Source organism: Bradyrhizobium sp. U87765 SZCCT0048, from assembly GCF_018131225.1.
In the GTDB taxonomy this organism is placed as follows: Bacteria; Pseudomonadota; Alphaproteobacteria; order Rhizobiales; family Xanthobacteraceae; genus Bradyrhizobium_A.
The window spans coordinates 386,168-412,293 of the sequence record NZ_JAFCMM010000003.1 but is presented as its reverse complement, the minus strand read 5'-3'; the positions used below and the strand labels follow the sequence as shown (position 1 = coordinate 412,293).

The following is a 26,126-nucleotide window of genomic DNA, read 5'->3' as shown; positions in this document are numbered from 1 at the left end:
TCGCGCGTCGAACGGTGCGACCAGTCATTTCAACTTGCGATCCGCTGCATTCCGTCCGTGCCCGGCGGGCACGGACGTGGCAGGCAGCCGTCACCTTGCGGCAACTCCGGTCTCACTGAACCGCTGGACGTGGCTCAGCTCGGCACCGTTGGTGTCGATGGCGTCCACATGCTGACGGACGGCTCCACGCGTCCGTTCGGGCCGGCGATAGCCTCGAAATTGAGTGTGAACAGGTTGCGCCACATGTCGATGGCGATGCGGCCGGCGTTGACGCCGATCGCCGCCGGGTTGAGCTTGGTGTCCGGCGTGCGCGACAGCCAGCGTCCGAGCGGATCGTAGATATCGAGGAAGTAGTTCGACGGCTGCGCGCCCGAGCCGGAGTAGCCGAGCACGTAGATATAGCCTTTCATCTCCGTCGCCATGTCGAGATACTTCTCGTTCGCGTTCTCCGCCTGGGCGCGCAGCGCCTCGAAATCGTCGGGCAGGAAGCTTGTCGCCACCGGCGATTGCTTGCCGTCGACATGAAGGTACATGAAGGGGCTGATCTCGATCGCCTGCAGCTTGGTGTTGTCGACCGCGTCGACCTCGATCTGGTAGGTGACGTCGGCATCGGCATCGTTGATCACCCACACCGTGCTTTCGGCCTGAACGTCATTGGTGACAATCGAGATGACGCTCTGACCCGCCGGGAGCGTCACCTGCACGCTCGCAAGCGCGTCCGTGACCGCCTGCGGAACGATGTTCTGCGTCAGGTCGCTTTCGCAGTCCGCCGGAGCGACGTAGAGGCCGTTGCCGGTCACGCTTGCCTGCTGGGAGACTGGAACGCTTGCTGCCTTGAACGCAGCCAGCCCGCGTGCGCCGAGATAGCCGAGGTCGAGATCTACGCTGGCCTCGAAGGGCATCTGGAACGTCGCGTTGTTCGGCTGGGTCACCTCGATCGCGCCGGGAACGAGGGCTGCGGCATAGACCGTGCCGTCGGTGTCGGTGATCGTCCAGCTCGACGACAGCGGGCCGCCATTGAGCGAAAGCTGCAGCTGGCCGTTACCGGCGAGCTTGATGTCGACGAGGTCGTTGCCCGCGCTGACTTGCCAGTGCTGCGACAGATTGTAGCCGGCGGCCGCGAACGCGTTGCGCAGGGGGACGCTGACAAATCCCGCATTGAGGTCAGCCGCGTAGTCGCCGGCGTCGAGCGTCGTCACGCGGGCGATCTCGAAGCTTGGAACCGGATTGCCGTTGATGTCGAACGACTGGACGCGCCGGTTGATGATTTCGAGCACTAGGATGCGCCCGTCCTGTGTCACGGCGACGGCCTTCGGTCCAAGCATCAAGCCTTGCCGGACGCCCTTGCCGCCGGCGATGATGCCGGCGACCGCTTCGGCATCCGGGACCGCCTGTTGCAGGATCGGCACGATTTCCATGTGGTGGTTGCCGAAGCTGACCGCGATGGCATAGTTGGCGGGATGCACGACCACCGTGTTGACGGTCTGCATCACGAAGGCGCCGTGGGTCTGCGTCTGGTTCATGTCGAACGGCGTCGTGTCGTCGAGCGTCACCGCCCGCAACTGGTGAACGTTCGAGGAACTGTCGAGGTAGAAGTTGTTCTGGCCGACGGTATCGGTCGGGTACAGATACACCCACACCGAGCCGTCCGACTGGCGGTTGAGCTGGTAGGTCGGGGCGTTCTGGTTCGGCAGCGTCATCGTCCACTCGACCGTCGACTGCACGGTCGTGAGCGCTACCGTGGAGATGTCGGTCGGCAGGGGATAGCCGGCGCTGGCGAACGACTGCTGCAGGGTGGCGTCGATCACGCCATCATCGAGATCAGACAGAACCGAGCTCGGCGCCGAGAACAGCGGCTCAGGGCCGAATTGTTCGTAGGCGAGGAACGTGGTCGCCGAGAAGCCCGCATTCGAGAATTTGAGTGCGGCCTCCGGATTCGACAAGGTGTTGATGTTCTGGAACGTGTAGAGCAGGGCGTTGGTCGGCGTGGATGTCCCCTGCACGGGCACGTTCTGGTTCGAGGCCTGCCAGGTGTAGCCGAGCATGTAGGCGTTGTTGTTCGACGTAATCGCCACCACGTCATTGAGGCCGTCGGGATTGAGGTCGGTGATCACCGCGGAAGGCTGTGCCGTCGCGCTCCACTGGTGTCCGCTCGCCGCGGTGTAGACGATCTTCGAATCGAACAGATACTGGGTATCCATCGTCAGCGGGACCAGATTCTCGATGATCGAGCCGGTGATATCCAGCGTCTGCGCGCCGGGTGGCAGCACAGCCGGCGTCCAGGCGCTGCTCCAGTTGCCCGCCAGCCAGTTGGTGTCCGAGTAGACACCGAAGGTAATCTGGAGGTCGCCGCCGGTCGGCACGTCGTCGAACGTCACGGTGATCGGGGCCGATCGTTCCGATTGCTCGACCGGCAGCGCGCCGGTCAGCGTATAGGCGGTGCCGTTCTTGTACTGCAGCACGGCCTTGAAATGGGTCGCCTCGGTCGGCCAGATCGCCGGGTTTTCGAGCGTGCCATGAAGCGGGTCGGGCGAGACGGTCGCCACCACTTCCAGCCGGCGCGTGACGTTGACCGTGTAAGTCGCTGGCGACTGCAGGATGTCGATGCCGGCTTCCAGCAGCGCGCCGCCGGTCGCGGCGACGCCTGCGATCTCGGCCGCCCAGCCGACGAACGGGATCGCATCGATGAGCTCGCTGACCGTGATCTTGAAGACGAAGAAGTCGATCAGAACTTCACTGCCGTCGGTGACCAGCGTCTTGACCGCTGCCTTGGTAATGTATTTCGCCGCGTTGCCCAGGATCATGGCCACCAGCTTGCTGGCGATCAGGTTGATGGCGTAGTTGAGGCCGTAGCGGCCAAAACCGATCAGATACAGGATCGGCTCGACGAGGAAGACCGCGAGAATGATGACAAGCGCGACGACCGCCGGGTCGCTCATCAGTTTTTCGTACCAGTCCGAGTGCGTGACCCAGGCGCCGGTGATCAGGAAAATGACCGGTGACACGAACTGGAACAATACCGTTGCCAGGAGGCCCAGCATGTCCGCGGTCGTGTCCCACTTGCCGATGCCGAGGCCACCGAACAGCAGATCCGCGCTTGCCGCGCTCTCCGGCCATTTCACGTCGATCGTGGTCGCTCCGAACGGCATCGGAATGTCCATGATCGCGTAGACCGAATAAATGAACCGCACGAATTCCTCGTCGGTGTCGAGATGCAGCATCTCCTTCGCTTCGGTGAAGATCTTCTGAATGTTCGGATAGAGGCTTGGCGGGTTGGAGATGACGTTGCCGTCGACATCGTAGAATTTGATATGTGTCGCGAGGGTTCTCATGAAGGTGTTCTTGACCTGGATCGAGAACACCTGCGAGGTGGTGTCGAAAGTGATCGAGCTGTCATCGATGTCCAGGCCATGGCCCGGCGTCTTGTTGTTGATGGTGAATTCGTAGCCCGATGCGTCGACCGGGTCGGCGGCGGCCGCGCGCATGGCGCGGCGGGATGCGGTCCGCCGCAGCGCGGCCATCTGCTTGTTGACGACGCCGCTTCCGGTGACGCCCGCATGGTAGCGGTTCTGCTGCTGGCCCTGATTCACCGACCAGTGACTGTTGCGCAGTCCCGGATCGTTGGTCATGGCGATAAGCGCGCTATCGATCAGGGTTGTCGCGGTCTGGGTCGCGGGCGGCGTCGCCGGAGCCGTCTTGGTGGGCGGTGTCCCGATGATATCCGGGCTGAGATTGTACTGGCAGATGATGGTATCGCTCGGCGTGCCACCGGTCAGCGCGGGATTGAGCGTGATCGCGGCGCCGTCCTCGCCTTTCAGTTGGGTGATGACAGCAAAGCCCGTTCCGTCCTGAGAGGCCTCGCCAAGATTGCGAATATAGGTCGTGAACGGGGTGAGGTCCTTCGACCGGCCAATGAACAGATCCGAGATGATGGCCGCGTGCTGGTTGCTGGTCGAGGCCAGCGTCGGATACGAGAACGCGATCGCCACAGCCGTCGTTGTCGGCAGATCGATCACCAGATCCGCGTCGGCCAGGAAGTCGAGATGGTCGTCCGCGGCGGCACTGTCCGCAGGCGGCACCATGCCGAAGAGTTCGACATGGGCGGGGCGGCGCGGCAGCAGGCGCGCGAGGTCGTTCTGGCGATACTCCCGCAAGGCCCTGGTCGGCACCACGATCTTCACGCCGAACAGGGTCGGCAGGGTCCCGTTGGCGCCATCGTCGTTGTGAACGCGCAGCAGGAAGGGGGCTTTCACCGGCAGTTTCACGCCGACGGCGTAATGGGTCAGCTTGGCGAGCGCCGCCTGCGGCATGCTGGCGATGGCGCGGTTGTCGATCCGGGCCTGCGCACGGGTGGCGTCGGTGTGTGGATGGACGGCGAAACGGCCGAGCGGCGTCTGGACGTAGGGCTTGTCATAGCTATGACGCAGAAATCCGAGGTCGAAGTGCAGGGTTTCGATCGTGGGGTTCGGTTCGTGCGCCATGGTGTGTCGTCCTCGAAGCGGGGTGGGGCGGATGGTTTGTGAAGATCAATGGCCGGCGGAGCCCGGCGCGCGGGTTGGCGGCGGAGGTGGCGTGGGCGCCGTCAGCATGTCGTCGAGGCTGATGTTGGCCGCGAGATTGGCGCCGTAGGTGTTGCCGTTCGGCATGACCGTCGTCGGCGTGAAGCTGTCTGCGTTCAGTCGGGTCGTCGCCACCGTGAACGACGTGAACTGCAGCCGTCCGTCGTCACCCTGATAGACGGTGGTGATCGCGGTGCCGTAGACCTGCAGTTGCGTGCCGCCGGTGTCGACGATCTTGAACCCGGTATAGCCGACGACCGGCGCGACATAGGAGTTGGCGTTGGTCGCGACCGTCCAGTAGTTGCCGACCTTGAATGTCGCGATCGTCGGGTCGGCGCACGGCGGCAGGGCGTAGTGGGCCGAGTCGAAGGCCTCGAGGACCGCGCGCGGAAGGGTTTGCGCATTCAGCGCCGCGGTGAAGTCGCCGTCGATCGAAAACAGCTGCTTCGCCACCTGATCGGCATATCCGCTGACGGTCAGCCCGGTCACGACGGAATTGCTGACGACTGCTTTCAGGATGAAGTCATGATAGGCGTCGCCCGACGGGCCGACCGGCTTCTTCTGTCTCAATGCCAGATTCCAGGTCTGGTTCTTTTGAACCACGGCGACGCCGGGCGAGTCGCAGGCACTGAGTGCGAAGCCGTTGCTTTCGAACATCTGCGCCAGCTCCGTCGTCAGCCAGCCCTTGTTGAGGTCGCCGATCAGGTCGGAGACGTTGGCCGTCTGCTTGAACAGCGGAACGCCGCTCTGCAGCGCGACCGCGGCATTGGTCATGTTGACCCCGCCGAGACTGGCGCTGGTCAGGTTGACGCCCTGGAGGTTGGTCTTCACCATCGACGCGGGGCGGTATGTGCCGTTGTTGGTGAGGGTCGCCCCGGACAGGTTGGCGTTGATCAGATTGGCATTGTCGAAGGTGATGCCGCTCAGCTTTGCGTTGGGCAGCGCCAGGTTCCAGAGGGTCGTATTGGCGAGATTGGCATTCTGGATCGTCGCCGAACTCATGATCGTACCGTCGTAGAGCAGGGAGCCCGACAGGTTGACGCCCACCATGGCGGCGAGCGTGAAGTTCGCGTTGTGGAAGTTGCCGAAAGACATGGTCGCGCCGGGGATCTTGTTGGACGCCTCGAACACCGCGTTGTTGAATTTTGCGCTCTCGAAATTCCCATACGAAAGAGTGGCGCCCGAGAGGCGCGCCTGGCCGGTGAAGTCGGCGCTGTTGGCGACGACCGAGCTCAGGGTCGCGAACTGGAGATTGGCGGCGGTGAACAGCGCGTTGGACAGCGTCGCGGAGTAGAAGTTCGCCGCTGTCAGGTTCGCGTTCGAGAAATTGGTCTGGGCAAGATTGTAGTAGGGGAATTGGACCCCAACCATGACCGCGCCGCTGAGGTTCAGTCCGGCGAGCTGGGTCTTGCAGGCGGACACATCCGCGAAGCTGAGGTCGAGCACATTCCACTGCGCGAGGAATTCGCAGGTCATCCGGGTGTTGGCGAACGTCGTGCGGCACACCCCGCCGGTCGGCGCCGCCGTGATGACGGGGCCGAACACCGCGGCCGTGATGTCGCTGTCGGTCACTGCGGCGCAGGTGAGATTGGCGAACTGGAACGAGGCGCCGGGGGCGCTCGTGGTCCCCTGGATGGTGGCGCCCTGCAGGCAGGCATTGGTCAGATTGGCCTGCGAGAAGCTCGTCATCTGCCCGTTGGCGGCGCCGAGCGTCGTGCCTGTCAGATTGGCGCCTGTGAGGTCGGCGCCGTCGAACACGGTGCCGGCCAGGTTCGTTCCGCTGAAATTGGCGTTGCGCAGGTTTTGTCCTGCGTAGTTCTGGCCGGCGGTGGCGGCGTGCGTGAAGTCCGTGCCGCTGTTGGAGACGTTGTCGCAGGTGTAGGACTGCCCCTTGTTTGGAGGCTCGTCGGGCGCGGCGCGCGCCGTCGTCGGGCCTGCCAGACTTGCTGCGATCAGACTTGCCGCGACGAAACTTGCCGCGACCAGACCTGTCGCGACCAGGCTTGCCGCTTCCAGCGCGGTGACGATCGCAGCGGCGCGCAAGATACGAAACATGTCGTTCCCTCTCGAGACAACTGAAGACTGGTCGTTTGTTTCGCGGGCGGCCGTTTCCGATGTCCTGCATCCCGACGTCGCGATGCGCGTGTGCGGCGGGAATGCGGGAGCTTCGGACCGGCGGCTAGTACTGGAACGTCGCCGTGTTCGCGACGCGGCCGGGGGTGCCCTGTGCGCCGCCGAGCGCCGGAAGGATGTTGTTCGCGGTGTTCGGGGCGCTTCCCGGCAGGCCGACGTCACCGCTGTAGCCGGTGTAGTAGAACGGCGTTCCTGTGACCGCAGCGCCGTTCACCAGGACGATGCCGAACGCAGGGCCGCCATTTCCTCCGGCGCCGCCTCCGCCGCTGCCGCCAGGCGCGCCGGCGCCGCCGGGTCCGCCCTGGCTGTATCCGCCACTCTTGACGCCGCCGCCGGCCGCTGCGGCGCCTTGCCCGCCGGTTTGTGAGCTGCCGCCATTGCCGCCGCGTCCGCCTGTCCCGCCTGTGATGGAGACATTGGTGACCGTGAGGGTCGAGGCGTCCAGGATCGCCGCCATCGACGCGCCGCCCTGGGTGCCGGCTGCGCCGGCCGGCCCGCCACAACCGCCAGCGCCGCCGCCACCGCCCACCCGACCGGAGTGGACATTTTCCTCGAACGGGACGCTGTTGGCCGCACACATGCCGCCACCGCCGCCGCCACCGCCCGCGCCGCCGTTGCCGCCCGCCTGACCCGCGCCGCCGACGCTCGGCTGCCAGCCACTGGACGTATAGTTGCCGGTGACATTCTGGCTGGCGACGCCGCCGGGACCAGAAGGGCCGTTGGCGCCGCTCTGCCCCGGATGTCCCGTGCCATCGTCGCAGTTGTATTTGATGTTGGTGCCGCAGACGACACTGCCGACCGGCCCCCCGTTGGAGTAGTTGCCCGACGCCCCGGCGCCGCCAGGAACGCCGTTGCTGCCGCTGCAAGTGCCCGTACAGCTCGGGCTGCATGTCGGATAGATCTTGAAGCCCTTCGGGTTCAGTTCGGCCGTGCCGTCCTGGCCGTTGCCGCCTTGTCCGCCTTGCGCGCCGCAGGTGCTCGTGCCGCCGTTCTGGCCGTTCGCGGCGGCGCCATTTGCCCCGACCGTGGTCGCGCTCGCACCAGACACGCCTTCGTTGCCTTTGCCCGCCAGGATGGAGACGCTGTTGAGTGTCAGGCTCGATCCGTCCGTCGCCTGCAGACCGACGCTGACCCCGGAATTGCCGGTGGCGCCGCTGGCCGCGAGGTGCAGGAATGACAGGGCCGACTGTTTCGCGGCTGATGCGGACACCACGGGCGCCCCTGCGGTCGTCATGGTGATGACCGAATAATATTGCGAAGCGTCCGGCGAGGCGGGCGCATTCAGGCAGGCGCCGTAGATGGCGCGGTTCGGGCCGAGCGCGATCGGCTGCGCGACCGAGAAGGAGCCATAGTAGACGAGGGCTCCACACGAACCGGTGGATGGACAGGCCGCGAGCGCCGCGGCGATGCTGGCGCAGGGCGCCGCAGATGTGCAGGCGTTGCTGTCACTGCCGCCCGAGGCGGCGACATAGGTCCAGTTGTCGAACCCGCTGGGCGTTGTGCCGGCGCACGACCAGGCCGGACTGCCGGTCACATTGTCCTGTGCGGCCTGTGGCGTCGACTGACTGCACCCCGAAGGTATGGTCGCTCCGCTCAACTGCAACTGGCCCGAGAACGCGGCGATGTTGCAGTCCACCGTGGCGCCCGTGAACACCGGCGCGCAACCGCTGTTGAGGCCCGGCAATGCGGCCCCGGCGATTACCCCCGACATGTTGGCGTTGGTGAAGTTGGTGCAGCTCAGCGTCGCGTACTGGATGTCCGCGGCCGACATCACCGCGCCGGTGAAATTGGTGTTGGTCAGGTTCGCACCGGTGAAGACGGTTGCCACGCCGCCGCTGTCGTTGATGGTCGCGCCGGAAAAATTCGCGCCGGACAGGTTGGCGCCGGCAAAGCTCACGCCGCTCAGGGTCGCATTGCTGAAATCCGCGCCGGCCAGATTCTGGCCAGCGAAGTTCATGTTGACCCAGGGTGTCGATGCGAAGACGGCGCGCTGGACGTCGCATGTCGGGCACTTCGCCTTGACCCGCAACGCAAAGGTCGGCTCGTCGTCAGCCATCACGGCCGCTTGCGAAAACAGCAAGAAAAGCAATGCGGCGAGGCCGTGCGCCAAAGCGGGCAGCAATGTCTTTGCTCGAGCCGCCGGATATCCGAGATTCACGTGCCCGAAATAGCAGGATAACGCTGCGCGCATGTCACACCGCATTTATTATTTTGGAGAAAGTTTCGGGTCAAAAAATCGAGAAGAAAAACGATCAAGAGATAGAGACGTCGCCGTCGAAGACAGTGATGCATCTCGCAGAAAGGGATGTCGGAAAGGCCAGGTGTCGAAAGGTGCGATGTCGAAAGGTGGGTGGGTCTGTCCAAAAGGCCGGTGCGTCTAAAAAAGGCGTATATCAAAAGGGCTGTATCGAAAGGCTTGCGTGCTGAAGGCGTAGAGATGTCGAAGGCGCAAACGCGCGTCGCTTCAAAATGACCGACATGTCGATCGGTAAGGGAACAGTAGTGGATCGCTGAAAAATCGGCAAACGTTTAGTTGAGCCGATGATGCTCAAAATTGAGTGTGATTCTGTTGGCGGCCGGTGTTGAGCGTCCTTGTCGTGTCACGGCGCGGAATGTGTCGGGTCATTGCCGTGTCTCCGGCGCGATGACATTGATCGGCCGGATCGGGCGGCGCCGACTGCCAGCATCGCTATCGCGTGCATGCGCGGGGGGCAGCTTGCCGTTTTCAGTCGGCGTGCCTGCGCGTGTCGGCCGGGCGACCGTCGTGCGGCTTGCTTGAGACCGTCATTTCTTTGGACGAGAGGCGTTGCCCGGATCGCCCCGTCGGGAGTGGCACCGCGGGCGGATGGTGCTGGCTGCGGCATCATCGCCCGTCAAATTGTTTGGGTGATTCCTGGAAAGTTCGCGTCGGATGGGTGGCGATGGCGCACAATCATCGCTACATTGGTCCTGCGAGGCTGCGTCTCTCGTCAGGAGCCATAATATCCCCGGGGCCTTATCGATCCTTCCGGGAGCTGTCCCTGGCCAGGCCCGTGGGCCTGGCCATATGGCGCCCACCTACTTTCGTAGGGAACTCCGGGATCGAGCGCTTCAACGGTTACCGTGGCTTCGCACTTCTCTATCCTTCACTGCCGGATTGCACCGCCGGCCTGAGGCCGGCGGGCGCGGCGTGATGCCCCGATGGCCATCCCGCGCCGGCCGGACAGTTTGTCCTTGCGCCACACCGAACGTCATGGCTGATCGTCGGCGGCCCCGGCATTGCGGGCAGCCGTGAGGGACATCCGGTTCATGGAGAATGCTGGTCAGGCCAAGGTCGAGCTGCGGCGGGCCGCGCTGGCGCGCCGCGACGGGTTGCCGTCGGCGCAGCGCGATGCGGCCGCTGCGGCGCTTGCCGTGCGGCCCCTGCCGTTCGCCATTGAGCGGGGACAGGTGGTGGCCGGCTATATGCCGATCCGCAGCGAGCTCGATCCGCAGCCACTGATGCGGGCACTTGCCGCGCAGGGGGGGCAACTGGTGTTGCCGGTGGTGGTCGCGCGCGACGCGCCGTTGCTGTTCCGGCAGTGGCGGCCGGGCGACGCGCTGGTGCGCGGCGGCCTTGGCATCCTCGAGCCGGCAGCGGGCGCTGCGTTGCGTGATCCCCAGATCGTGCTGGTGCCGCTGGCCGCATTCGACCGCTCAGGTCACCGCATCGGCTATGGCGCCGGCCATTACGACCGCACGCTTGCGGGCCTGCGTGCGCATGGCGTCGAGCTGATCACTGTCGGCGTTGCGTTCGCGATACAGCAGGTGGACCGGGTTCCTGCATTGCCGCACGATGTTCCGCTCGACTATATTGTTACCGAGCACGAGACCATCGAGACGCGGAGACACTGACTTGCGGATTCTTTTCATCGGCGACGTGGTCGGCAAGACCGGCCGCACAGCGATCACCGACCGTCTCCCCGGGCTGGTCCGCGACTGGAAGCTGGACCTTGTCGTCGTCAATGGCGAGAACGCGGCGGGCGGCTTTGGCATCACCGAGGCGATCTACCAGGACTTCATCGATGCCGGCGCCGATGCCGTGACGCTCGGCAACCATGCCTGGAATCAGAAAGAAGCGCTGGTCTTCATCGAGCGCGCGCCGCGGCTGATCCGGCCGCTGAATTTTCCGCGCCGCACGCCCGGGCGCGGCGCCGCGCTGATCGAGACCAAGGATGGCCGGCGGGCGCTGGTGATCAACGCCATGGGCCGAATCTTCATGGAGCCGCTCAACGATCCATTCCGCGCCATCGATCGCGAGCTCGAGGCCTGTCCGCTGCGCGAGGCGGCGGATGCGATCATCGTCGACTTCCATGGCGAGGCGTCGAGCGAGAAGCAGGCCATGGGCCATTTCTGCGACGGTCGTGTCAGTCTCGTGGTCGGCACCCACACCCATATTCCGACGGCTGATCACCAGATCCTCAATGGCGGCACCGCCTACATGACCGATGCCGGCATGACCGGCGACTACGATTCCGTCATCGGCATGCAGAAGGAAGAGCCGCTGCAGCGCTTCCTCAGCGGCATCCCGTCGGCGCGGTTCGAGCCGGCGTTCGGCCCGGCGACGCTGAGCGGCGTCGCCATCGAGACCGACGACAAGACAGGCCTTGCGACGCGGATCGCGCCGGTGCGGCTTGGTGGCCGCCTCGAGCAGACCTCGCCGTCGTTCTGGTCCTGAACATCGCGAGTATCTTTCCCGACGCTACCAATCCGGAATGTCCGGGACAGGCTGCGTATGCCGAGATTCCGGGTTCGTCGCTGCGCGACGCCCCGGAATGACCCGCAAATAAACTCCACCCGAAAATCTGGACCGAAGCGTCGTTCCGGGATGGCCCGCGGGGCCAGACCCGGAATCTCACACGTGTGGCGGCGGCGCGCGATCAGAGTTTGTAGGCGGTGCGGAAGCCGCCCCAGTGGCCGCCGCCGACACGGATTGGCACGTCGATCTCGCGCATCCGCACCTTGAGGCCGTTGCCCATGTCGCGGGCGTAGCTCTGCACCAGATAGGCGCGGGTGCTGCGCCCGGCAGCGAGGCCCACGGGATCGTCGAAGATGCGGCGGTTGCGGCAGTTGGCGGTGTTCCACGCCACATCGGCCGGGCGCTGCGGCTGCGAATAGGCCTTGTTGTGCACCGGCAGGTAGCCGTTCCGATCGACCGCGACGGCAAATGTCAGGCCGGGCGTGGCCGCGAGCAACCCGTCCTGGATCGGCGGCAGCACGGTTTCCGCCCATGCGAGATAACGCGCGCGTACCTGCTCCGGATTGGTGCCGGCGATCGGCTGGTAATCGGTATCGAACAGGTCGGCGGCGCCGATCTCGCCGCGGGCGATGGCTCTCTCGAACAGCGAGCCGATCCGCGCCGCGGCATCCATCGCCCGGGCCACGCACTCGGTGTTTTCAGGTGAATGGCAAACAGCAGGTCTTCGATCGTCTCAAGCTGCGCGGCACCAGGGTTCACGAACGTCATGACTGTGCCGAGATCGGTATGTTCGGCGATGCGCAGGCGGCAGTCGCCGAGCGCGCCGCTCACAGTCGTCAGTGTCTCGCCGACCGGCCGTGCCGCAAGCCCCGGCCCCTCGACCAGTATTCGCTGGCGCGAAACCTCATAGATGCTGCCGCCGATCTCGCCCGAGGTCGTCCGCAGCGTCACGGGCAAATGGCAGGGCAGCCGCTCTTCGCTGCGTACCCGCGTCATGTCGCTTCGCTGCAGCAGCACTGCGCACCGTGCCTTGAGCTTGTCCACCAGTGTGGTGACGCTTTGTCCGGCCTGCGCCACCGCGCCGCCATGGGCCTCGGCCTCGCGTGTCGCACTGTCGATATCCCCGGCGCTGTCGCCGACGGCGGCGATGAAGCTCGTGGTCGCGGCGGCATTGCGCGCCATCTCGCCGGTGGTCGCGCTTTGCTCGGCGACCGCGCCGTTGACATGGCTGAACACCGGGCGGATCGCGGCGATGGCATCGGAGATGCGGTGCACGGCGGCGATCGAGGTCGCCGCATCCTGCTGCAGGGCGTCGATCTTCTGACGGATTTCCTCGGTGGCGCTCTGGGTCTGTACCGCCAGCGCCTTCACCTCCGAAGCGACGACGGCGAAGCCGCGGCCGGCCTCCCCGGCCCGTGCCGCTTCGATGGTCGAGTTCAGCGCCAGGAGAGTGGTCTGCTTGGCGATGGTGGCGATCAGGTTGACGACATTGCCGATGGCGGCCGAGGAGTCGCGCAGGCGGTCGACATTGAGGCTGGCCTCGCGGGCCGCGGCGGCGGCGTCGTCGGCGAGCTGGCCTGCGTCACGCACCTGCGCGCCGATGCCGCCGGCCGATTCCGTGAACTTGTCGGCGGCCTCCGAAAAGGTCGCCGCGGTGGAGCGGGCCTCGCCGGCACGGCCGGTCAGGGCTTCCGTCCGGCGACGGATGTCTGCCAGCGTCTCGGCGGTGGAACGGGCGCCGCCCGCCACCGAGGCGGCCGCGCGCTCGAGCTGGCGGATCATCGCTTGCAGCTCGACATCGAGCAGTTCGAGGATCTGGGCCGCGGGATTGTCTTCGGCAGGGGGGGCGGCCGCATCCTGCGGCGGTGCCCCCTGATCGCTCTCGACGGCCGCCTTCATCGGAGGCGCCTCGGCGGCCGCCTTCCGGAACAAAGCAAAAACCATGGGAGTCCACCGGCACGAATGATGGTTAATGGACACCATTGCATCGCCCCGTAACCGCCGGGTTAACCGGTGCGGAATTGGCGGGATATTGCAGCGTTTCCCTATCCGGCTACCCTAAACCGCGAGGTTTTTTTGATTTTCCGCCAACCCGAGCCTATAACCCGCGGCCGAATCCGCCGCGCGCCGGGCCAGGCTCGAGCCCCCGAATCCGCCCTTGGGGCATCCGGGGAACCGCTGACCTGCGGTGTGCCGACGGACAGGACGCAGCGCCCAGTCAGAGAGACTCCCGCATGGCCGGACATTCCCAATTCAAGAACATCATGCACCGCAAGGGGCGGCAGGACGCACAGAAGTCCAAGCTGTTCGGCAAGCTGGCGCGTGAAATCACCGTTGCCGCCAAGCTCGGCACCCCCGACCCGGCGATGAACCCGCGCCTGCGGGCGGCCGTGATCGCCGCGCGCGGCGAGAACATGCCCAAGGACAACATCGAACGCGCCATCAAGAAGGCGGCGGGCAGCGACGGCGAGAACTACGACGAGATCCGCTACGAGGGCTATGGCCCCGGCGGCGTCGCCGTCATTGTCGAGGCGCTGACCGACAACCGCAATCGGGCCGCCTCCGATATCCGCTCCTACTTCACCAAGTCCGGCGGCAACCTCGCCGAGACCGGCGCGGTGTCGTTCATGTTCGACCGCGTCGGCATCATCGAATTCGCGGCCACGGTGGCGTCCGCCGATGCCATGCTCGAGGCGGCGATCGACGCCGGCGCCGACGACGTCGTGTCGGGCGAGGGCGGCCACGAGGTCTATGCCGCGCCGGATTCGTTCCAGCAGGTCGCCAAGAGCCTGGAAGCGAAGTTCGGCGAGCCGCGCAAGGCGGCGCTGACCTGGAAGCCGCAGAACACCGTGGCGGTGGACGACGAGACCGGCGAGAAGCTGCTCAAGCTGATGGATTCGCTCAACGAGCACGACGACGTCCAGAACGTCTACGCCAACTTCGAAATCTCGGACGCGCTGGTCGCCAAGATGGGCGGCTGATCCCGCGCACCATCGCCGAGGACGAATGGGGGAGGCTGTGCCTTCCCCTTTTTTTGGCTTGACGCCTGCGTGCCGAAAGATCATGTCAGCAACATGCGGCGATTGATCGCGGTCGGTCCCGCACCATCGGATCCCTTCAACCATGCCAAGCGACAGTCCACGTACATTGCCGGCTGCGGCCCTGGTGGTCTGAGAGCACTTCCCTGAGCTCACCGACCCCGCCGCTGCCGGCGGTTCGACAAGGTGAGCCATGACGGATACCCACGCCATCTCCGATGACGTCTTCGATGCCGCGACCATCGCCGCGCGGCTGCCGCACGCGGACGTCGCCGACAACGTCGAGGTGCTCAACCAACTGACCCCGACCGAGGCGGCCGAGGTGCTGGCGCTGTTGCCTGCCGACCGCGCGGTCGGCATCCTGGACAAGCCCGAATTGCTGTTCGGCGCGGAGATCGTCGAGGCGCTGCCGCGGCCGGTCGCGATCCCGCTGCTCGCCGGCATGTCCAGCGACATGGCCGCGGACATCGTCCAGCAGCTCGAGGATCCGGCGCGGTCGGAACTGATGCAGGGGCTCGACGAGGCGTCGCGCTCGACCATCGCCGGCCTGATGGAGTACCCGGAGAATACCGCGGGCAGCATGATGACGACCGAGTTCGTCAGCGTGCCCGCGAATTGGTCGGTCGAGCAGACGCTGCAGCACATTCGCCAGGTCGAGCGCACCCGCGAGACGGTCTATGCGATCTATGTGCTCGACCCGCTGTCCCGCCGTCTCGTCGGTGCGGTCAGCCTGCGGCGACTGATCTCCGGCGAGCCGACCGCCAACATTCTCACCCTGGCGGCGGAGCGCTCGCCGATCACCACGACGCCGCTTACCGACCGCGAGGACGTCGCACGGCTGATCACCAAGTACGACCTGCTCGCAGTCCCGGTGGTCGACAAGGCCGGCCATATCCGCGGCATCGTCACCTTCGACGACATCATGGACGCGATCATCGAGGAGAGCACCGAGGACGTGCAGAAGTTCGGCGGCATGGAGGCCACCGAGGAGCCGTACATGCAGATCGGCCTGATGGACATGATCCGCAAGCGCGGTGTCTGGCTGTGCCTGCTGTTCGTCAGCGAAATGCTCACCGCCAGCGCCATGCAGTATTTCGAGGGCGAGCTGGAAAAGGCCCTCGTGCTGACGCTGTTCATCCCGCTGATCATGAGCTCGGGCGGCAATTCCGGCTCGCAGGCGACCTCGCTGCTGATCCGCTCGCTGGCGCTCCACGACGTCAGGCTGTCCGACTGGTGGCGTGTCGCGGTTCGCGAATTGCCGACCGGAATCATTCTCGGCACCATGCTGGGCGTGATCGGCATCTTCCGCATCGTGCTGTGGCAGAAGCTCGGTTTCTACGACTATGGCGAGCACTGGGTGCTGGTCGCGCTTACGGTCGGTGCCGCGCTGATCGGCGTCGTCACGTTCGGCTCGGTGGCCGGATCGATGCTGCCATTCGCCCTGCAGCGTGTCGGGTTCGACCCGGCGAGCGCCTCCGCCCCGTTTGTCGCCACCCTGGTCGACGTCACCGGGCTGATGATCTATTTCAGCGTCGCCCTGGTGATCCTCCGCGGAACGCTGCTGTAAGGTCGCGCCCCTGCGGCGGTTTGGGCTATCATAGGGCATGACTTCACGCGCGATTCGTATTCTCGGCATCGATCCCGGCCTCCGCCGCACCGGCTGGGGGGTGATTGAAAGCGATGGCAACCGCCTGATCTATATCGGTTGCGGCTCGATCGAGCCGGCCGATACCCTGCCGCTGGCGGAGCGCCTGATGGGCATCCACGACGGCCTCGCCAAGGTGCTCGGCGATTACAGCCCGGCGGAAGCCGCGGTGGAACAGACCTTCGTCAACAAGGACGGCTCGGCGACGCTCAAGCTCGGCCAGGCACGCGGTGTCGCCATGCTGACGCCGGCGCGGTTCGGCCTGTCGGTGGCCGAGTACGCCCCGAACCTCGTCAAGAAGACCGTGGTCGGCGCCGGCCATGCCGACAAGAATCAGATCCGCGTCATGCTCGGCATCCTGCTGCCGAAGGCGACGCCGAAGACCGCGGACGCCGCCGACGCGCTCGCCATCGCGATCACCCATGCGCATCATCGCCAGTCGATCGTGCTCCGGATGGCGGCGTCATGATCGGCAAGCTCAAGGGCGTGATCGATTCCTACGGCGACGACTACGTCATCCTCGATGTCGGCGGGGTCGGCTATCAGGTTCATTGCGCCTCGCGCACCCTGCAGGCGTTGCCGGGGGCGGGCGAGGCGGCTGTGCTGTCGATCGAGACCTATGTGCGGGAAGACCAGATCAAGCTGTTCGGCTTCCGCTCCGATCTCGAGCGCGAGTGGTTCCGCCTGCTGCAGACCGTGCAGGGCGTCGGCGCCAAGGTGGCGCTCGCGGTGCTCAGCACGTTGCCGCCGTCGGACCTCGCAAATGCCATTGCGCTGCGCGACAAGGCGGCGGTGGCGCGCACCCCCGGCGTCGGCCCCAAGGTTGCCGAGCGCATCGTGACCGAGCTCAAGGACAAGGCGCCGGCGATCGCCTCGGTCGATCCGGCGGTGGTGCAGCTGTCCGGTGCGATCGAGGACCGCAACGCGCCGCGGCCGGTCGCGGACGCGATCTCGGCGCTGGTCAACCTGGGGTATGGCCAGCCACAGGCGGCTGCGGCCGTCGCCACCGCCGTCCGCAGCGCCGGCGAGGGCGCAGAAACGGCGCAGCTCATTCGCCTCGGGCTGAAGGAGCTGTCGAAGTGAAGGAGCGTATCACGTGTCCGGCCTGAGCGAGCAAGACAAGGAACTGATCGCCGCGGCGACCGAGGCGATCAGCAGCCGTTATCGCAACGACTGGCAGGAGGTCGGCGCGGCGATGCGTACGCGCGACGGCCGCATCGTCACCGGTGTCAACATCGATGCCTATATCGGCCGCATCGCCGTGTGCGCCGAGGCGATCGCGATCGGCCGCGCCATCACCGAGACCGGCGACCACGGCATCGAGACCATCGTCGCGGTGCGCCATCCCAAGCCAGATGAACCCGGCAGTATCGCCGTCGTGTCGCCATGCGGCATCTGCCGCGAGCTGATCCACGATTACGACGCCGGGGCGCGGGTCATCGTGCCCGGCAAGGGCGGCCCGACGGTGACCACCGTGGGCGAATTGCTGCCGAACAAGTACCGCCGGGGGAGCGAGTGAGCGTCGACAACCGCCTGATCACACCGGAGCGCCGCACCGACGATATCGGTGACACCGCGCTGCGGCCGCAGATGCTGTCCGACTTCGTCGGGCAGGCGCAGGCGCGCGCCAATCTCCAGGTGTTCATCGATGCCGCGCGCAAGCGCGGCGAAGCGCTCGACCACGTGCTGTTCGTCGGGCCGCCCGGCCTCGGCAAGACCACGCTGGCGCAGATCGTCGCCCGCGAGCTCGGCGTCGGTTTTCGCGCCACCTCCGGGCCGGTGATCGCCAAGGCGGGGGACCTCGCGGCGCTGCTCACCAATCTCGAAGAGCGCGACGTATTGTTCATCGACGAGATCCATCGTCTCAACCCGGCGGTGGAGGAAGTGCTCTATCCGGCAATGGAGGATTTCCAGCTCGACCTGATCATCGGCGAGGGCCCGGCGGCGCGCTCGGTGAAGATCGACCTGTCGAAGTTCACGCTGGTCGGCGCGACGACCCGTGCCGGCCTTCTGACCAATCCGCTGCGCGATCGCTTCGGCATTCCGGTGCGGCTGAATTTCTACACCATCGACGAGCTGGAGAAGATCGTGGTGCGCGGCGCCCGTGTGCTCGGGCTCGGCATGACGCCGGATGGCGCCAACGAGATCGCGCGGCGCTCGCGCGGCACGCCGCGTATCGCCGGCCGTCTGCTGCGCCGCGTGCGCGACTTCGCCTCCGTCGCCGACGCGACCGCGGTCGACCGCGCCATCGCCGATCGGGCGCTCGCCGCGCTCGAGGTCGATGCCGCCGGGCTCGATGTGATGGACCGCCGCTACCTCAGCACCATCGCGCTCAACTATGGCGGCGGTCCTGTGGGCGTCGAGACCATGGCGGCGGCGCTGTCGGAGCCGCGCGACGCCATCGAGGACATCATCGAGCCCTACCTGATCCAGTGCGGCCTGATCCAGCGCACACCGCGCGGCCGGCTCTTGACGTCCCACGCCTTCCGTCATCTCGGCATCGCCGAGCCGTCGCGCGATCCGTCGCAGTTCGGCCTGTTCAACACGGACGACGACACATGACACTGACGGTGGAGGTGGTTGCCGCGCTGATCCGCGATGCAGACGGGCGCGTGCTGCTGGTGCGCAAGCGTGGCACGGAGGCATTCATGCAGCCGGGCGGCAAGCGCGATGCCGGCGAGGATGACATCACGGCGCTGGCACGCGAGCTCGACGAAGAACTCGGCTGCACGCTCGTGGCTGGATCGGCGCATTCGCTCGGCGATTTCGAGGCCGTCTCCGCCAACGAGCCGGGTTGGCGGGTGCGCGCTGCGGTCTATGCCGCAGCGGTCAGCGGCGCGATCGCGCCGCGTGCCGAGATCGCCGACATGATCTGGGTCGATCCGGCGTCGCCGCCGGACATCTGCATCGCGCCGCTGACGCGCGACCACGTACTGCCGCTCGCGGCCAGACAGGCGGCCGGCCATGGTTGACGCCCTGTCGCTGGACGGCCGTATCGTCGATGGCAGTCATCTCATGGCGATCCGTGTCTATTACGAGGACACGGATTTCACCGGCATCGTCTACCACGCCAACTACCTGCGCTTCATGGAGCGCGGCCGCACCAACTATCTGCGTCTGCTCGGCGCCGACCAGCATGCGCTGTTCGCCGCTGCCGAGGCCGAGGCGCCGGGCTTCGCGTTCGTGGTGCGCGCCATGCAGATCGACTATCTGCGCCCCGCGCGGATGGACGACCTGCTGGAGGTCTCGACGACCCCGGTCGATGTCAGAGGCGCCTCGATCACGCTCGCGCAGCAGGTCAAGCGCGGGGATGAGATTCTGGTCGAAGCGAAAGTGAAAGTCGCCTTCGTGTCCGGCGGCCGCGCACGGCCGATCCCGAAAGCGCTGCGCATCGCCATGAAGGCCGATCAGGACGCCGGGGCCTGAGTCGGCGGCTCGACCGCTGTACAGCTCGTGAGATCCGCGACCCACGCATGGCGTTGCCCGCCATAGGCTTCCAGCGTCGGCATCGGAAATTGCGGGTCGGCGAAGCAGCCGACCGCGACGCCGATGCAGCCGGGCAGTTTGGCCGCGTGCCAATACACGCTTGAGCCGCACGTCTCACAGAAATGGAACGTGACCGGATGGCCGCTGTCGGCCACGCGCTGCCAGCGGCGCGATGTGCCGCTGATCGCGGTTGCGGCCGCGTCGAAGAAGGCGCCGACCCCGAACGGGCTGCCGGTGCGGCGCTGGCACTGCGCGCAGTGGCACAGCGGCACCAGTGTCGGTTCGCCGGTGCAGCGGATCTGCAATTGGCCGCAGGCGCATGCCGCCACACGTTCGGTCATCGGCAATCTCCATGTTGCGGCCACTCCATAGACGGATTGCAGGCCTGGCGGAATATGCTTGACGGCTTGTACCGATTGGTACAAGGTGATGTACCAATCGATACAAAGCCTCAGGAGGTCCCTATGTCGCGTCCGCCGCTGCCGCCATTCACCCGCGATACCGCCATCCAGAAGGTGCGCATGGCCGAAGATGCCTGGAACTCGCGTGATCCCCAGCGGGTCTCGCTGGCCTACACGGAAGACAGCCGCTGGCGTAACCGCTCCGAGTTCCTGGTCGGCCGGGCGGCCATCGTCGATTTCCTGACGCGCAAGTGGGCGAAGGAACTCGACTACCGCCTGATCAAGGATCTGTGGGCGTTCGACGGCAACCACATCGCCGTGCGCTTCCAGTACGAGTGGCGCGATGCGGCCGGGCAGTGGCATCGCTCCTACGGCAACGAGCAGTGGGAGTTCGACGACGCCGGCTTGATGCGGCGGCGGGAGGCAAGCATCAATGATGTCGTGATCGGCGCGGATGAGCGCCGCTTCCACTGGGCGGCGCCGGGGCCGCGCCCGGCCGATGTGGCGGGGCTCGGCGACACGCCGGATTGAGAGGCGCGACGAGAGGAACGATGGCGAAAGCGATCGCGGACCGGGCCGAGGTGGTGCCGCAACTGGCGGAGGTGTTTCGCGCCCATGGCTACGAGGGTGCGACACTGGCGCTGATCACCGAGGCCACGGGGCTCGGCAAGGGCAGCCTGTACAACTTCTTTCCCGGCGGGAAGGAGCAGATGGCACAGGAGGTGCTGGCCTCCATCGACCTCTGGTTCACCGACCACATCTATGCGCCGCTGCGCAGCGCGGCCGATCCCGCGGCGGGCATTGCCGCGATGTTCGCCGCTGTCGACAGCTATTTCCGCTCCGGCCAGCGTGTCTGCCTGGTCGGGGTGGTTGCGCTCGGCGCAGCGCGAGACCTGTTTGCGGATGCGGTGAAGACCTATTTCACCGGCTGGATCGATGCGCTGGCGCATTCCCTTCGTCGTCTCGGCCATGACAAGGCTGCGGCGCGCCACATGGCAGAGCAGGCGGTGCTGGCGATCCAGGGCGCGCTTGTGCTGACGCGTGCGCTCGACGACACCAGGGTGTTCACGCGGGCGCTGGCCACGGTTCGGGCGCAGGTACTGGCTAAACCATAGCAGCGTGCGCCCGGGGAGGCGCAACGCCGCGCAGTCGATGTCGCAAATAGCGGCGGCAGAACCGCCGGTGCTTCAGGCCGCCTTGTGACGGGCAATTTCGGCCTTGTAGAGCTCGATCTCCTCGGCCATGGCGCGGGCAATGCTTGGTCGCGCGCGCATGCGTGTCAGATATGCCGTGACCGCGGGATACGCCTTGAAGTCGATCATCGGCGTTGCCATGCTCCAGTTCAGCACGGTGGCGAGATAGGCGTCGGCGACGCTGAAATGGTCGAGCACGAATTCGCGGCCGTCGAGATAGCCGTTGAGGTAATCGAGCCGCGACAGATATCTCTTCAGCGTATAGGCGTGCACTTCCGCCGGCGCCTTGCGGTCGAGCAGCGGCACGAACAGGCCCTTGTGCAGTTCGGTGCCGATGAAGCACAGCCATTGCTGCAGACGGGAACGCTCCTTGGCATCCGCGGCCGAGATCCGCGCATCTGGAAAGCGGTCGGCGACATATTGCAGGATCGCGGCGTTCTCGGTCAGCACCACGCCGTCGTCGGTGCGCAGCGTCGGCACGAGGCCGAGCGGGTTGACGGCGGTGAAGTCCGAGCCGTCACGCAGCACCTGCTTCGACTTCGGATCGACCTCGACATAGGCGGCATCGGCGCCGGCCTCGTAGAGCGCGATGCGCGTCGCCATCGAGCAGGCGAGGGGCGAAAAATAAAGGTCCATGACATATCTCCCTGGAGAGTTTGCAGCGGCGGTTGGGGCTTTTATTTATGTACCGTCTCGCATAAAATATGTCCGGTCAAGGATTTTATTGCGAAATGGTACAAAAAAGAAAAGGGCCGCCCTTCTCCGGTGCTCCCGTCGCCAATACGGTCGATGTGGCGGGGACGGCGGCCGGACCTGGGGTGGAGACCACCGCCGGCCAGCCCGCCGCGCCGGTACGCAAGCGCGGCCGGCCGCGGGCATTCACGCCCGAGGTGGCTTTGTCGCGCGCGCTCGACCGTTTTCGGGACGGCGGATATGCGGCCACCTCGCTTGACGATCTCAGCGCCGCCATGGGCATCAACCGTCCGAGCCTCTATGGCGCGTTCGGCGACAAGCGCGAATTGTTTCTCAAGGCCTATGAGCGTTACCGCGAAGAGGTCGGCGGTCAGTTCGCGACGGCGTTCGATCCGGCGCTGACGCTGCGCCAGTCGATGGAGCGCATCTTCGCCACCGCGCTCGACGTCTATCTCGCCGGCGAGAACGGTCCGCGCGGCTGCTTCACGGTGATGACGGCAGGCTCGGAGGCAATGGCCGATCCGGAGATTCGCGGCACGGTGCTGCGCGCGCTCGCATCGACCGACAAGGCGCTGCGCAAGTTGCTGGAGCTGGCCATCGTGCGGGGCGAACTGCCTGCGGGCACCGATGTCGAACTGCTGGTGCAGGTCGCGGGCTCCGCCATCCACACCATCGCGATCCGCGCGCGCGCCTGGACGCCGCGCGCCGATCTCGAGGTCATTGCACGGCGGGCGATCGACTTCGTGTGTGCAGGCGGCGCCGCGCCCGTGGAGCGGCGGCGCTAAGGGGCGCCGGTTGTCGGGTTTCCGGACCGCTCGCGCGATCGCAGGCCCCGTCGCCGATGCATGGTGAGGCGTGCACACGATCCGTGACGGATCGCCGCAAGTCATGTAAAAGCCCTTTACATGAGCTGGCGCAAAGACAAGGACCCCGGTCGCACCGAGCGGGGCTATCATCACGGCAATTTGAAAGAGGCACTGGTGCAGGCCGCCCTCGGCCTGATCGCCGAAAAGGGGCCGGGCGGCTTTACCTTCGCCGAGGCGGCGCGGTCGGCGGGCGTCAGCCCGGCGGCGCCGTATCGTCATTTCCGGGACCGTGACGAACTGCTGTCGAGCATCGCCCAGCGCGGCTTCGAGCAGTTCGAAAGCGTGCTGATCGCAGCCTGGGACGATGGCCGGCCGGACCTGATCACCGCGTTCGAGCGCCTCGGTCGCGCCTATCTTCGGTTCGCTCGTGACGAGCCGGCATTCTACTCGGCGATGTTCGAATCCGGCCTGTCGCTCGACACCTATCCTCAATTGCTGGTGGCGAGCGAGCGCGCGTTCGGGGTGATTCGCCTGACCGCCGAGCGCCTCGCGACGCTGACACCGCCTGGCATGCCGAAGCCGCCGGCGCTGATGATGGCGCTGCACATCTGGTCGATGTCCCACGGAATCGCCTCGCTGTTCAGCCGCGGTGACGCGGCGCGGCGCAAGCTGCCGATGACGCCCGACGACCTGCTCGAAGCGGGCGTGCTGATCTACCTGCGCGGTCTCGGCTTCCCGACCGAGCGGCCGGCCGCGGCGGCGAAGGCCTGACACGGGCCTGAATGAGGGCCCAAAAGCCATGCCCTGGTGTCATGGCTCGGGTCTGATCTGGCAAAATAATCCCGAAGGCCCTCCCGGGGGCCCGCTTGACAAAAAAACCGGACGATCTATCTATGTAAATGTTATTTACATTCACGGGCGGCGCTTCGCCGTCACTGGGAGAGGCAGATGTCTGACACCGCGCAATTCAGCCGATGGGGGCAGAACTCCGGATGGGATGATCGGCGGCACCCGCAGTTTCTCCACTCGACCTGGCATCCGGCATGGATCGCGCTGACGGTGCTCGGTTTCATCCTGTGGTGGCCGATCGGCCTCGCGCTTCTTTTCTTCACACTCGGGAGCAGAAAGATGGGTTGCTGGACGCAGTACGGTCGCTGGCAGGACAAGATGGAGCGGATGCAGTGGAAGATGGACCGCATGCGTTCGCGCATGGAAGAGCACGGCTTCGGCCGCGGCAACGGTAACGGCGAGGGCCGCCGCTACTACGGTGGCCCGTCGAGCGGCAACCGCGCGTTCGACGAGTACCGCGAGGACACGCTGCGCCGGCTCGAGGAGGAGCAGGATGAGTTCAAGCAGTTCCTCGATCGTCTGCGTCACGCCAAGGACAAGTCCGAGTTCGACCAGTTCATGGCGGAGCACCGCTCGCGTCCGACGCCGCCGCAGAACAACCAGCCTCAGGGATAACGCCCCACAACCTGATCGCTGTGATGGCCGCCCGCTTGTCCCCCACAAGCGGGCGGCTTTATTATTGTGCGCTCCGGCTCTTTTCTCCGATGTGCGCATGTCTCGTTCCGTCCGATTGTTCGATCTCATCCAGGCCCTGCGCCGCCATCGCCGCGCGGTCAGCGCGATCGTGCTGGCCGAAGAACTCGGCGTCTCCAAGCGCACGATCTATCGCGACATTGACACGCTGATCGCGTTGGGCGCGCCGATCGAGGGCGAAGCCGGCGTTGGTTATTTGCTCAAGCCCGGCTTTATCCTGCCGCCGCTGATGTTCACCGAGGACGAACTCGAGGCGCTGGCGCTCGGCGGCCAGTGGGTGATCCAGCGCCGCGACGCGGAACTCTCGGCAGCGGCGGAAAACGCCCTGGCCAAGATCGCTGCGGTGCTGCCGGTGCCGCTCACTGCATCACTGACCAATGCCGGCCTGTTCAGCGGCACATCGCGCGGCCAGGTCGCGGACGTCATCGATCCCGCGGTGATCCGCGGCGCTATCCGCGGGCAGCGCAAGCTGCGCATCGCCTATCAGGACGAGAACGGCCAGGCGACCGAGCGCGTGGTGTGGCCGATCGCGCTGGTCTATTTTGAGGCCGTCCGCCTCGTCGTCGCATGGTGCGAGCTGCGCACCGCGTTCCGCCACTTCCGCTCCGATCGCATCAGCGGCCTGGTGATGCTCGATGATTCCTATCCGAAATCGCGGCAGGCGCTGATCCGGGCCTGGCAGGAGGACGATCGCGGCGATCGCGCCGCGGCCAAGCGCGCCCGCGACGAAGCGCGGACTGCTGCCAGAAACTGACGCGCCCATGGTCCATCTCCCTTGCCCACGACGCACAGGGAGACTTGTCATGGACCGCAACCTTTATCGCGATCTCGACCGCCATGGTGCGCGCTACCCGGCCGCCGCCCAGTTCCGGTCCGATGCCGTGTCCGCGGAAACGCGCGCCATCAACCTTGCGGTGGCGCAGCGGCTCGCCACCGCGAATGACGCCGCCGTCGATGCGGCGAGCCTGCGCCGCGCCTTCGCCCGCGGTGATGGTCCGATCCCGGCGACCGCTCCGTCGCCGCGCGCGCGGCTGATGCATGCGGCGGACCCGGGCGGCCGGCTGGTGCCGCTGCGTGTGATCGCACCACCGGTGCCACGCGGGATCTATCTCCACATGCATGGCGGCGGCTGGATGCTGGGCTCGGCCGACATGCGCGACGGCGACATGGAGCGCCTGGTGGAGGCGCTCGGCGTCGCCTGCATCTCCGTCGACTATCGTCTTGCGCCCGAGCATCCCTATCCGGCGGCGCCGGATGATTGCGAGACGGCCGCGCGCTGGCTGGTCGCCCATGCCGAGACGTTGTTCGGAACGCAACGCCTGCTGATTGGCGGCGAATCGGCCGGTGCGCATCTCGCCGCGGTGACGCTGCTGCGGCTGCGCGACGTTGGCCTCGGCGATGCATTCGCGGCGGCGAACCTGGCGTTCGGCGCCTACGACCTGTCGATGACGCCGAGCCAGCTGCGGGGCGATCCGGCACGGACGGTGACGACGCGCCGCGTCGGCGAGCGCATCGGCCAGGCGTTTCTGCCGGCGAACATCGACCGCCGCCACCCCGACGTCTCGCCGCTCTATGCCGATCTTGCCGGACTGCCGCCGGCGCTGTTCACGGTCGGAACGCTGGACCAGTTGCTCGACGACAGCCTGTTCATGCATGCGCGCTGGGTCGCGGCCGGCAACCCCGCCGAGCTTGCGGTCTATCCCGGCGGCGTGCACGGCTTCACCGCCATGGGCGGCGAACTGGCGGAGGCTGCCCACCAGCGCATCGAAGGCTTCCTGCAGGCGGCGCTGCCGCGGGTTGAGGTACGGGGAGCCGCGAACGGACCGATGGCTGCGGCGGTCGATCGCCTGCTGCGCATGGGCGTGCACATGTGACGAGGCCGCCCGCGCGTGGTCGCGGGCGGCCGTCCTTGC

General features: G+C 66.2%; 22 protein-coding genes, 1 other RNA gene and 1 pseudogene. 18 read left to right on the top strand and 6 right to left on the bottom strand.

Features of this window, described 5'->3' with window-relative positions; all coding sequences use genetic code 11:
• Window positions 1-134: 134 nt before the first annotated feature.
• The 3 genes from JQ639_RS20490 to JQ639_RS35555 all read right to left on the bottom strand — a co-directional run bounded on the left by JQ639_RS20490 (window position 135) and on the right by JQ639_RS35555 (window position 8,748).
• Complete coding sequence (locus tag JQ639_RS20490) at window positions 135-4,481, bottom strand: NHL repeat-containing protein (RefSeq protein ID WP_211968109.1); 4,347 nt, start codon at window positions 4,479-4,481, stop codon at window positions 135-137.
• A gap of 45 nt (window positions 4,482-4,526) precedes the next feature.
• Window positions 4,527-6,614 carry a pentapeptide repeat-containing protein gene (locus tag JQ639_RS20485; RefSeq protein ID WP_211968108.1) on the bottom strand — a complete coding sequence of 696 codons (2,088 nt, stop codon included), beginning with the start codon at window positions 6,612-6,614 and terminating at the stop codon, window positions 4,527-4,529.
• A 124-nt stretch (window positions 6,615-6,738) separates the two neighbouring features.
• Window positions 6,739-8,748 carry a pentapeptide repeat-containing protein gene (locus JQ639_RS35555; protein ID WP_211968107.1) on the bottom strand — a complete coding sequence of 670 codons (2,010 nt, stop codon included), beginning with the start codon at window positions 8,746-8,748 and terminating at the stop codon, window positions 6,739-6,741.
• Window positions 8,749-9,643: 895 nt separating this feature from the next.
• Between JQ639_RS35555 and ssrS the strand changes: the two genes are divergently transcribed.
• The 3 genes from ssrS to JQ639_RS20465 all read left to right on the top strand — a co-directional run bounded on the left by ssrS (window position 9,644) and on the right by JQ639_RS20465 (window position 11,388).
• Window positions 9,644-9,805: non-coding RNA, 6S RNA (gene ssrS, locus JQ639_RS20475), on the top strand.
• Window positions 9,806-9,980: 175 nt separating this feature from the next.
• Window positions 9,981-10,565 (top strand): 5-formyltetrahydrofolate cyclo-ligase, encoded by a 585-nt coding sequence (locus JQ639_RS20470; RefSeq protein WP_211968106.1) that lies wholly within the window; start codon window positions 9,981-9,983, stop codon window positions 10,563-10,565.
• Window position 10,566: 1 nt separating this feature from the next.
• Window positions 10,567-11,388: a TIGR00282 family metallophosphoesterase gene (locus JQ639_RS20465; protein WP_211968105.1), complete on the top strand. Its 822-nt coding sequence runs from the start codon at window positions 10,567-10,569 to the stop codon at window positions 11,386-11,388.
• A 202-nt stretch (window positions 11,389-11,590) separates the two neighbouring features.
• Here JQ639_RS20465 and JQ639_RS20455 read toward each other — a convergent pair.
• Window positions 11,591-13,353, bottom strand: a pseudogene (locus JQ639_RS20455) (methyl-accepting chemotaxis protein).
• A gap of 290 nt (window positions 13,354-13,643) precedes the next feature.
• Between JQ639_RS20455 and JQ639_RS20450 the strand changes: the two are divergent.
• The 8 genes from JQ639_RS20450 to ybgC all read left to right on the top strand — a co-directional run bounded on the left by JQ639_RS20450 (window position 13,644) and on the right by ybgC (window position 19,518).
• Window positions 13,644-14,390 carry a YebC/PmpR family DNA-binding transcriptional regulator gene (locus JQ639_RS20450; protein WP_211968102.1) on the top strand — a complete coding sequence of 249 codons (747 nt, stop codon included), beginning with the start codon at window positions 13,644-13,646 and terminating at the stop codon, window positions 14,388-14,390.
• 250 nt (window positions 14,391-14,640) lie between these two features.
• On the top strand, window positions 14,641-16,014 hold the full coding sequence (gene mgtE / locus JQ639_RS20445; protein ID WP_211968101.1) for a magnesium transporter: 1,374 nt from the start codon (window positions 14,641-14,643) through the stop codon (window positions 16,012-16,014).
• A gap of 37 nt (window positions 16,015-16,051) precedes the next feature.
• On the top strand, window positions 16,052-16,561 hold the full coding sequence (gene ruvC / locus JQ639_RS20440; protein WP_211968100.1) for a crossover junction endodeoxyribonuclease RuvC: 510 nt from the start codon (window positions 16,052-16,054) through the stop codon (window positions 16,559-16,561).
• On the top strand, window positions 16,558-17,175 hold the full coding sequence (ruvA, locus tag JQ639_RS20435; protein ID WP_211968099.1) for a Holliday junction branch migration protein RuvA: 618 nt from the start codon (window positions 16,558-16,560) through the stop codon (window positions 17,173-17,175). Before ruvC ends, ruvA begins: the two co-directional genes overlap by 4 nt.
• Before the next feature lie 22 nt (window positions 17,176-17,197).
• Window positions 17,198-17,611: a cytidine deaminase gene (locus tag JQ639_RS20430; RefSeq protein WP_211968522.1), complete on the top strand. Its 414-nt coding sequence runs from the start codon at window positions 17,198-17,200 to the stop codon at window positions 17,609-17,611.
• Window positions 17,608-18,654 carry a Holliday junction branch migration DNA helicase RuvB gene (ruvB, locus tag JQ639_RS20425; RefSeq protein WP_211968098.1) on the top strand — a complete coding sequence of 349 codons (1,047 nt, stop codon included), beginning with the start codon at window positions 17,608-17,610 and terminating at the stop codon, window positions 18,652-18,654. The genes JQ639_RS20430 and ruvB overlap by 4 nt, the downstream gene beginning before the upstream one ends.
• Window positions 18,651-19,064: an NUDIX hydrolase gene (locus tag JQ639_RS20420; protein ID WP_211968097.1), complete on the top strand. Its 414-nt coding sequence runs from the start codon at window positions 18,651-18,653 to the stop codon at window positions 19,062-19,064. Before ruvB ends, JQ639_RS20420 begins: the two co-directional genes overlap by 4 nt.
• Window positions 19,057-19,518 carry a tol-pal system-associated acyl-CoA thioesterase gene (ybgC, locus tag JQ639_RS20415; protein WP_211968096.1) on the top strand — a complete coding sequence of 154 codons (462 nt, stop codon included), beginning with the start codon at window positions 19,057-19,059 and terminating at the stop codon, window positions 19,516-19,518. The genes JQ639_RS20420 and ybgC overlap by 8 nt, the downstream gene beginning before the upstream one ends.
• On the opposite strand, the gene JQ639_RS20410 is transcribed toward ybgC, so the two are convergent.
• Window positions 19,500-19,919 carry a GFA family protein gene (locus JQ639_RS20410; RefSeq protein ID WP_211968095.1) on the bottom strand — a complete coding sequence of 140 codons (420 nt, stop codon included), beginning with the start codon at window positions 19,917-19,919 and terminating at the stop codon, window positions 19,500-19,502. The genes ybgC and JQ639_RS20410 overlap by 19 nt on opposite strands.
• A gap of 123 nt (window positions 19,920-20,042) precedes the next feature.
• On the opposite strand from JQ639_RS20410, the gene JQ639_RS20405 reads away from it, so the two are divergent.
• Window positions 20,043-20,510: a nuclear transport factor 2 family protein gene (locus JQ639_RS20405; protein WP_211968094.1), complete on the top strand. Its 468-nt coding sequence runs from the start codon at window positions 20,043-20,045 to the stop codon at window positions 20,508-20,510.
• A gap of 20 nt (window positions 20,511-20,530) precedes the next feature.
• Window positions 20,531-21,094, top strand: coding sequence for a TetR/AcrR family transcriptional regulator (locus tag JQ639_RS20400; RefSeq protein WP_211968093.1), 564 nt, complete (start codon window positions 20,531-20,533; stop codon window positions 21,092-21,094).
• A 72-nt stretch (window positions 21,095-21,166) separates the two neighbouring features.
• Here the strand turns inward: JQ639_RS20400 and JQ639_RS20395 are convergent, their stop codons facing one another.
• On the bottom strand, window positions 21,167-21,808 hold the full coding sequence (locus tag JQ639_RS20395) for a glutathione S-transferase N-terminal domain-containing protein (RefSeq protein ID WP_211968092.1): 642 nt from the start codon (window positions 21,806-21,808) through the stop codon (window positions 21,167-21,169).
• A gap of 95 nt (window positions 21,809-21,903) precedes the next feature.
• Here JQ639_RS20395 and JQ639_RS20390 point away from each other — a divergent pair, with 95 nt between their 5' ends.
• From JQ639_RS20390 to JQ639_RS20370, 5 genes are all read left to right on the top strand, one after another.
• On the top strand, window positions 21,904-22,650 hold the full coding sequence (locus JQ639_RS20390; RefSeq protein WP_211968091.1) for a TetR/AcrR family transcriptional regulator: 747 nt from the start codon (window positions 21,904-21,906) through the stop codon (window positions 22,648-22,650).
• Between the two features lie 120 nt (window positions 22,651-22,770).
• Entirely contained in the window at window positions 22,771-23,442 is a 672-nt protein-coding gene (locus tag JQ639_RS20385) for a TetR/AcrR family transcriptional regulator (RefSeq protein WP_211968090.1), read from the top strand.
• A 177-nt stretch (window positions 23,443-23,619) separates the two neighbouring features.
• Window positions 23,620-24,135 (top strand): DUF2852 domain-containing protein, encoded by a 516-nt coding sequence (locus tag JQ639_RS20380; RefSeq protein ID WP_211968089.1) that lies wholly within the window; start codon window positions 23,620-23,622, stop codon window positions 24,133-24,135.
• Between the two features lie 97 nt (window positions 24,136-24,232).
• On the top strand, window positions 24,233-24,967 hold the full coding sequence (locus tag JQ639_RS20375) for a helix-turn-helix transcriptional regulator (RefSeq protein ID WP_211968088.1): 735 nt from the start codon (window positions 24,233-24,235) through the stop codon (window positions 24,965-24,967).
• Between the two features lie 49 nt (window positions 24,968-25,016).
• Complete coding sequence (locus JQ639_RS20370; RefSeq protein ID WP_211968087.1) at window positions 25,017-26,087, top strand: alpha/beta hydrolase; 1,071 nt, start codon at window positions 25,017-25,019, stop codon at window positions 26,085-26,087.
• Window positions 26,088-26,126 lie beyond the last annotated feature (39 nt).

Excerpts from the sequence above, each read along its gene's own strand:
- JQ639_RS35555 (WP_211968107.1), bottom strand. The coding sequence starts at position 8,748 with ATGGCTGACGACGAGCCGACCTTTGCGTTGCGGGTCAAGGCGAAGTGC.
- JQ639_RS20380 (WP_211968089.1), top strand. The coding sequence starts at position 23,620 with ATGTCTGACACCGCGCAATTCAGCCGATGGGGGCAGAACTCCGGATGG.
- JQ639_RS20405 (WP_211968094.1), top strand. The coding sequence starts at position 20,043 with ATGTCGCGTCCGCCGCTGCCGCCATTCACCCGCGATACCGCCATCCAG.
- JQ639_RS20395 (WP_211968092.1), bottom strand. The coding sequence starts at position 21,808 with ATGGACCTTTATTTTTCGCCCCTCGCCTGCTCGATGGCGACGCGCATC.
- JQ639_RS20410 (WP_211968095.1), bottom strand. The coding sequence starts at position 19,919 with ATGACCGAACGTGTGGCGGCATGCGCCTGCGGCCAATTGCAGATCCGC.
- ybgC (WP_211968096.1), top strand. The coding sequence starts at position 19,057 with ATGGTTGACGCCCTGTCGCTGGACGGCCGTATCGTCGATGGCAGTCAT.
- mgtE (WP_211968101.1), top strand. The coding sequence starts at position 14,641 with ATGACGGATACCCACGCCATCTCCGATGACGTCTTCGATGCCGCGACC.
- JQ639_RS20420 (WP_211968097.1), top strand. The coding sequence starts at position 18,651 with ATGACACTGACGGTGGAGGTGGTTGCCGCGCTGATCCGCGATGCAGAC.
- JQ639_RS20450 (WP_211968102.1), top strand. The coding sequence starts at position 13,644 with ATGGCCGGACATTCCCAATTCAAGAACATCATGCACCGCAAGGGGCGG.
- JQ639_RS20390 (WP_211968091.1), top strand. The coding sequence starts at position 21,904 with ATGGTACAAAAAAGAAAAGGGCCGCCCTTCTCCGGTGCTCCCGTCGCC.
- ruvC (WP_211968100.1), top strand. The coding sequence starts at position 16,052 with ATGACTTCACGCGCGATTCGTATTCTCGGCATCGATCCCGGCCTCCGC.
- JQ639_RS20385 (WP_211968090.1), top strand. The coding sequence starts at position 22,771 with ATGAGCTGGCGCAAAGACAAGGACCCCGGTCGCACCGAGCGGGGCTAT.
- JQ639_RS20370 (WP_211968087.1), top strand. The coding sequence starts at position 25,017 with ATGGACCGCAACCTTTATCGCGATCTCGACCGCCATGGTGCGCGCTAC.
- ruvA (WP_211968099.1), top strand. The coding sequence starts at position 16,558 with ATGATCGGCAAGCTCAAGGGCGTGATCGATTCCTACGGCGACGACTAC.
- JQ639_RS20375 (WP_211968088.1), top strand. The coding sequence starts at position 24,233 with ATGTCTCGTTCCGTCCGATTGTTCGATCTCATCCAGGCCCTGCGCCGC.
- JQ639_RS20400 (WP_211968093.1), top strand. The coding sequence starts at position 20,531 with ATGGCGAAAGCGATCGCGGACCGGGCCGAGGTGGTGCCGCAACTGGCG.
- JQ639_RS20470 (WP_211968106.1), top strand. The coding sequence starts at position 9,981 with ATGGAGAATGCTGGTCAGGCCAAGGTCGAGCTGCGGCGGGCCGCGCTG.
- JQ639_RS20485 (WP_211968108.1), bottom strand. The coding sequence starts at position 6,614 with ATGTTTCGTATCTTGCGCGCCGCTGCGATCGTCACCGCGCTGGAAGCG.
- JQ639_RS20490 (WP_211968109.1), bottom strand. The coding sequence starts at position 4,481 with ATGGCGCACGAACCGAACCCCACGATCGAAACCCTGCACTTCGACCTC.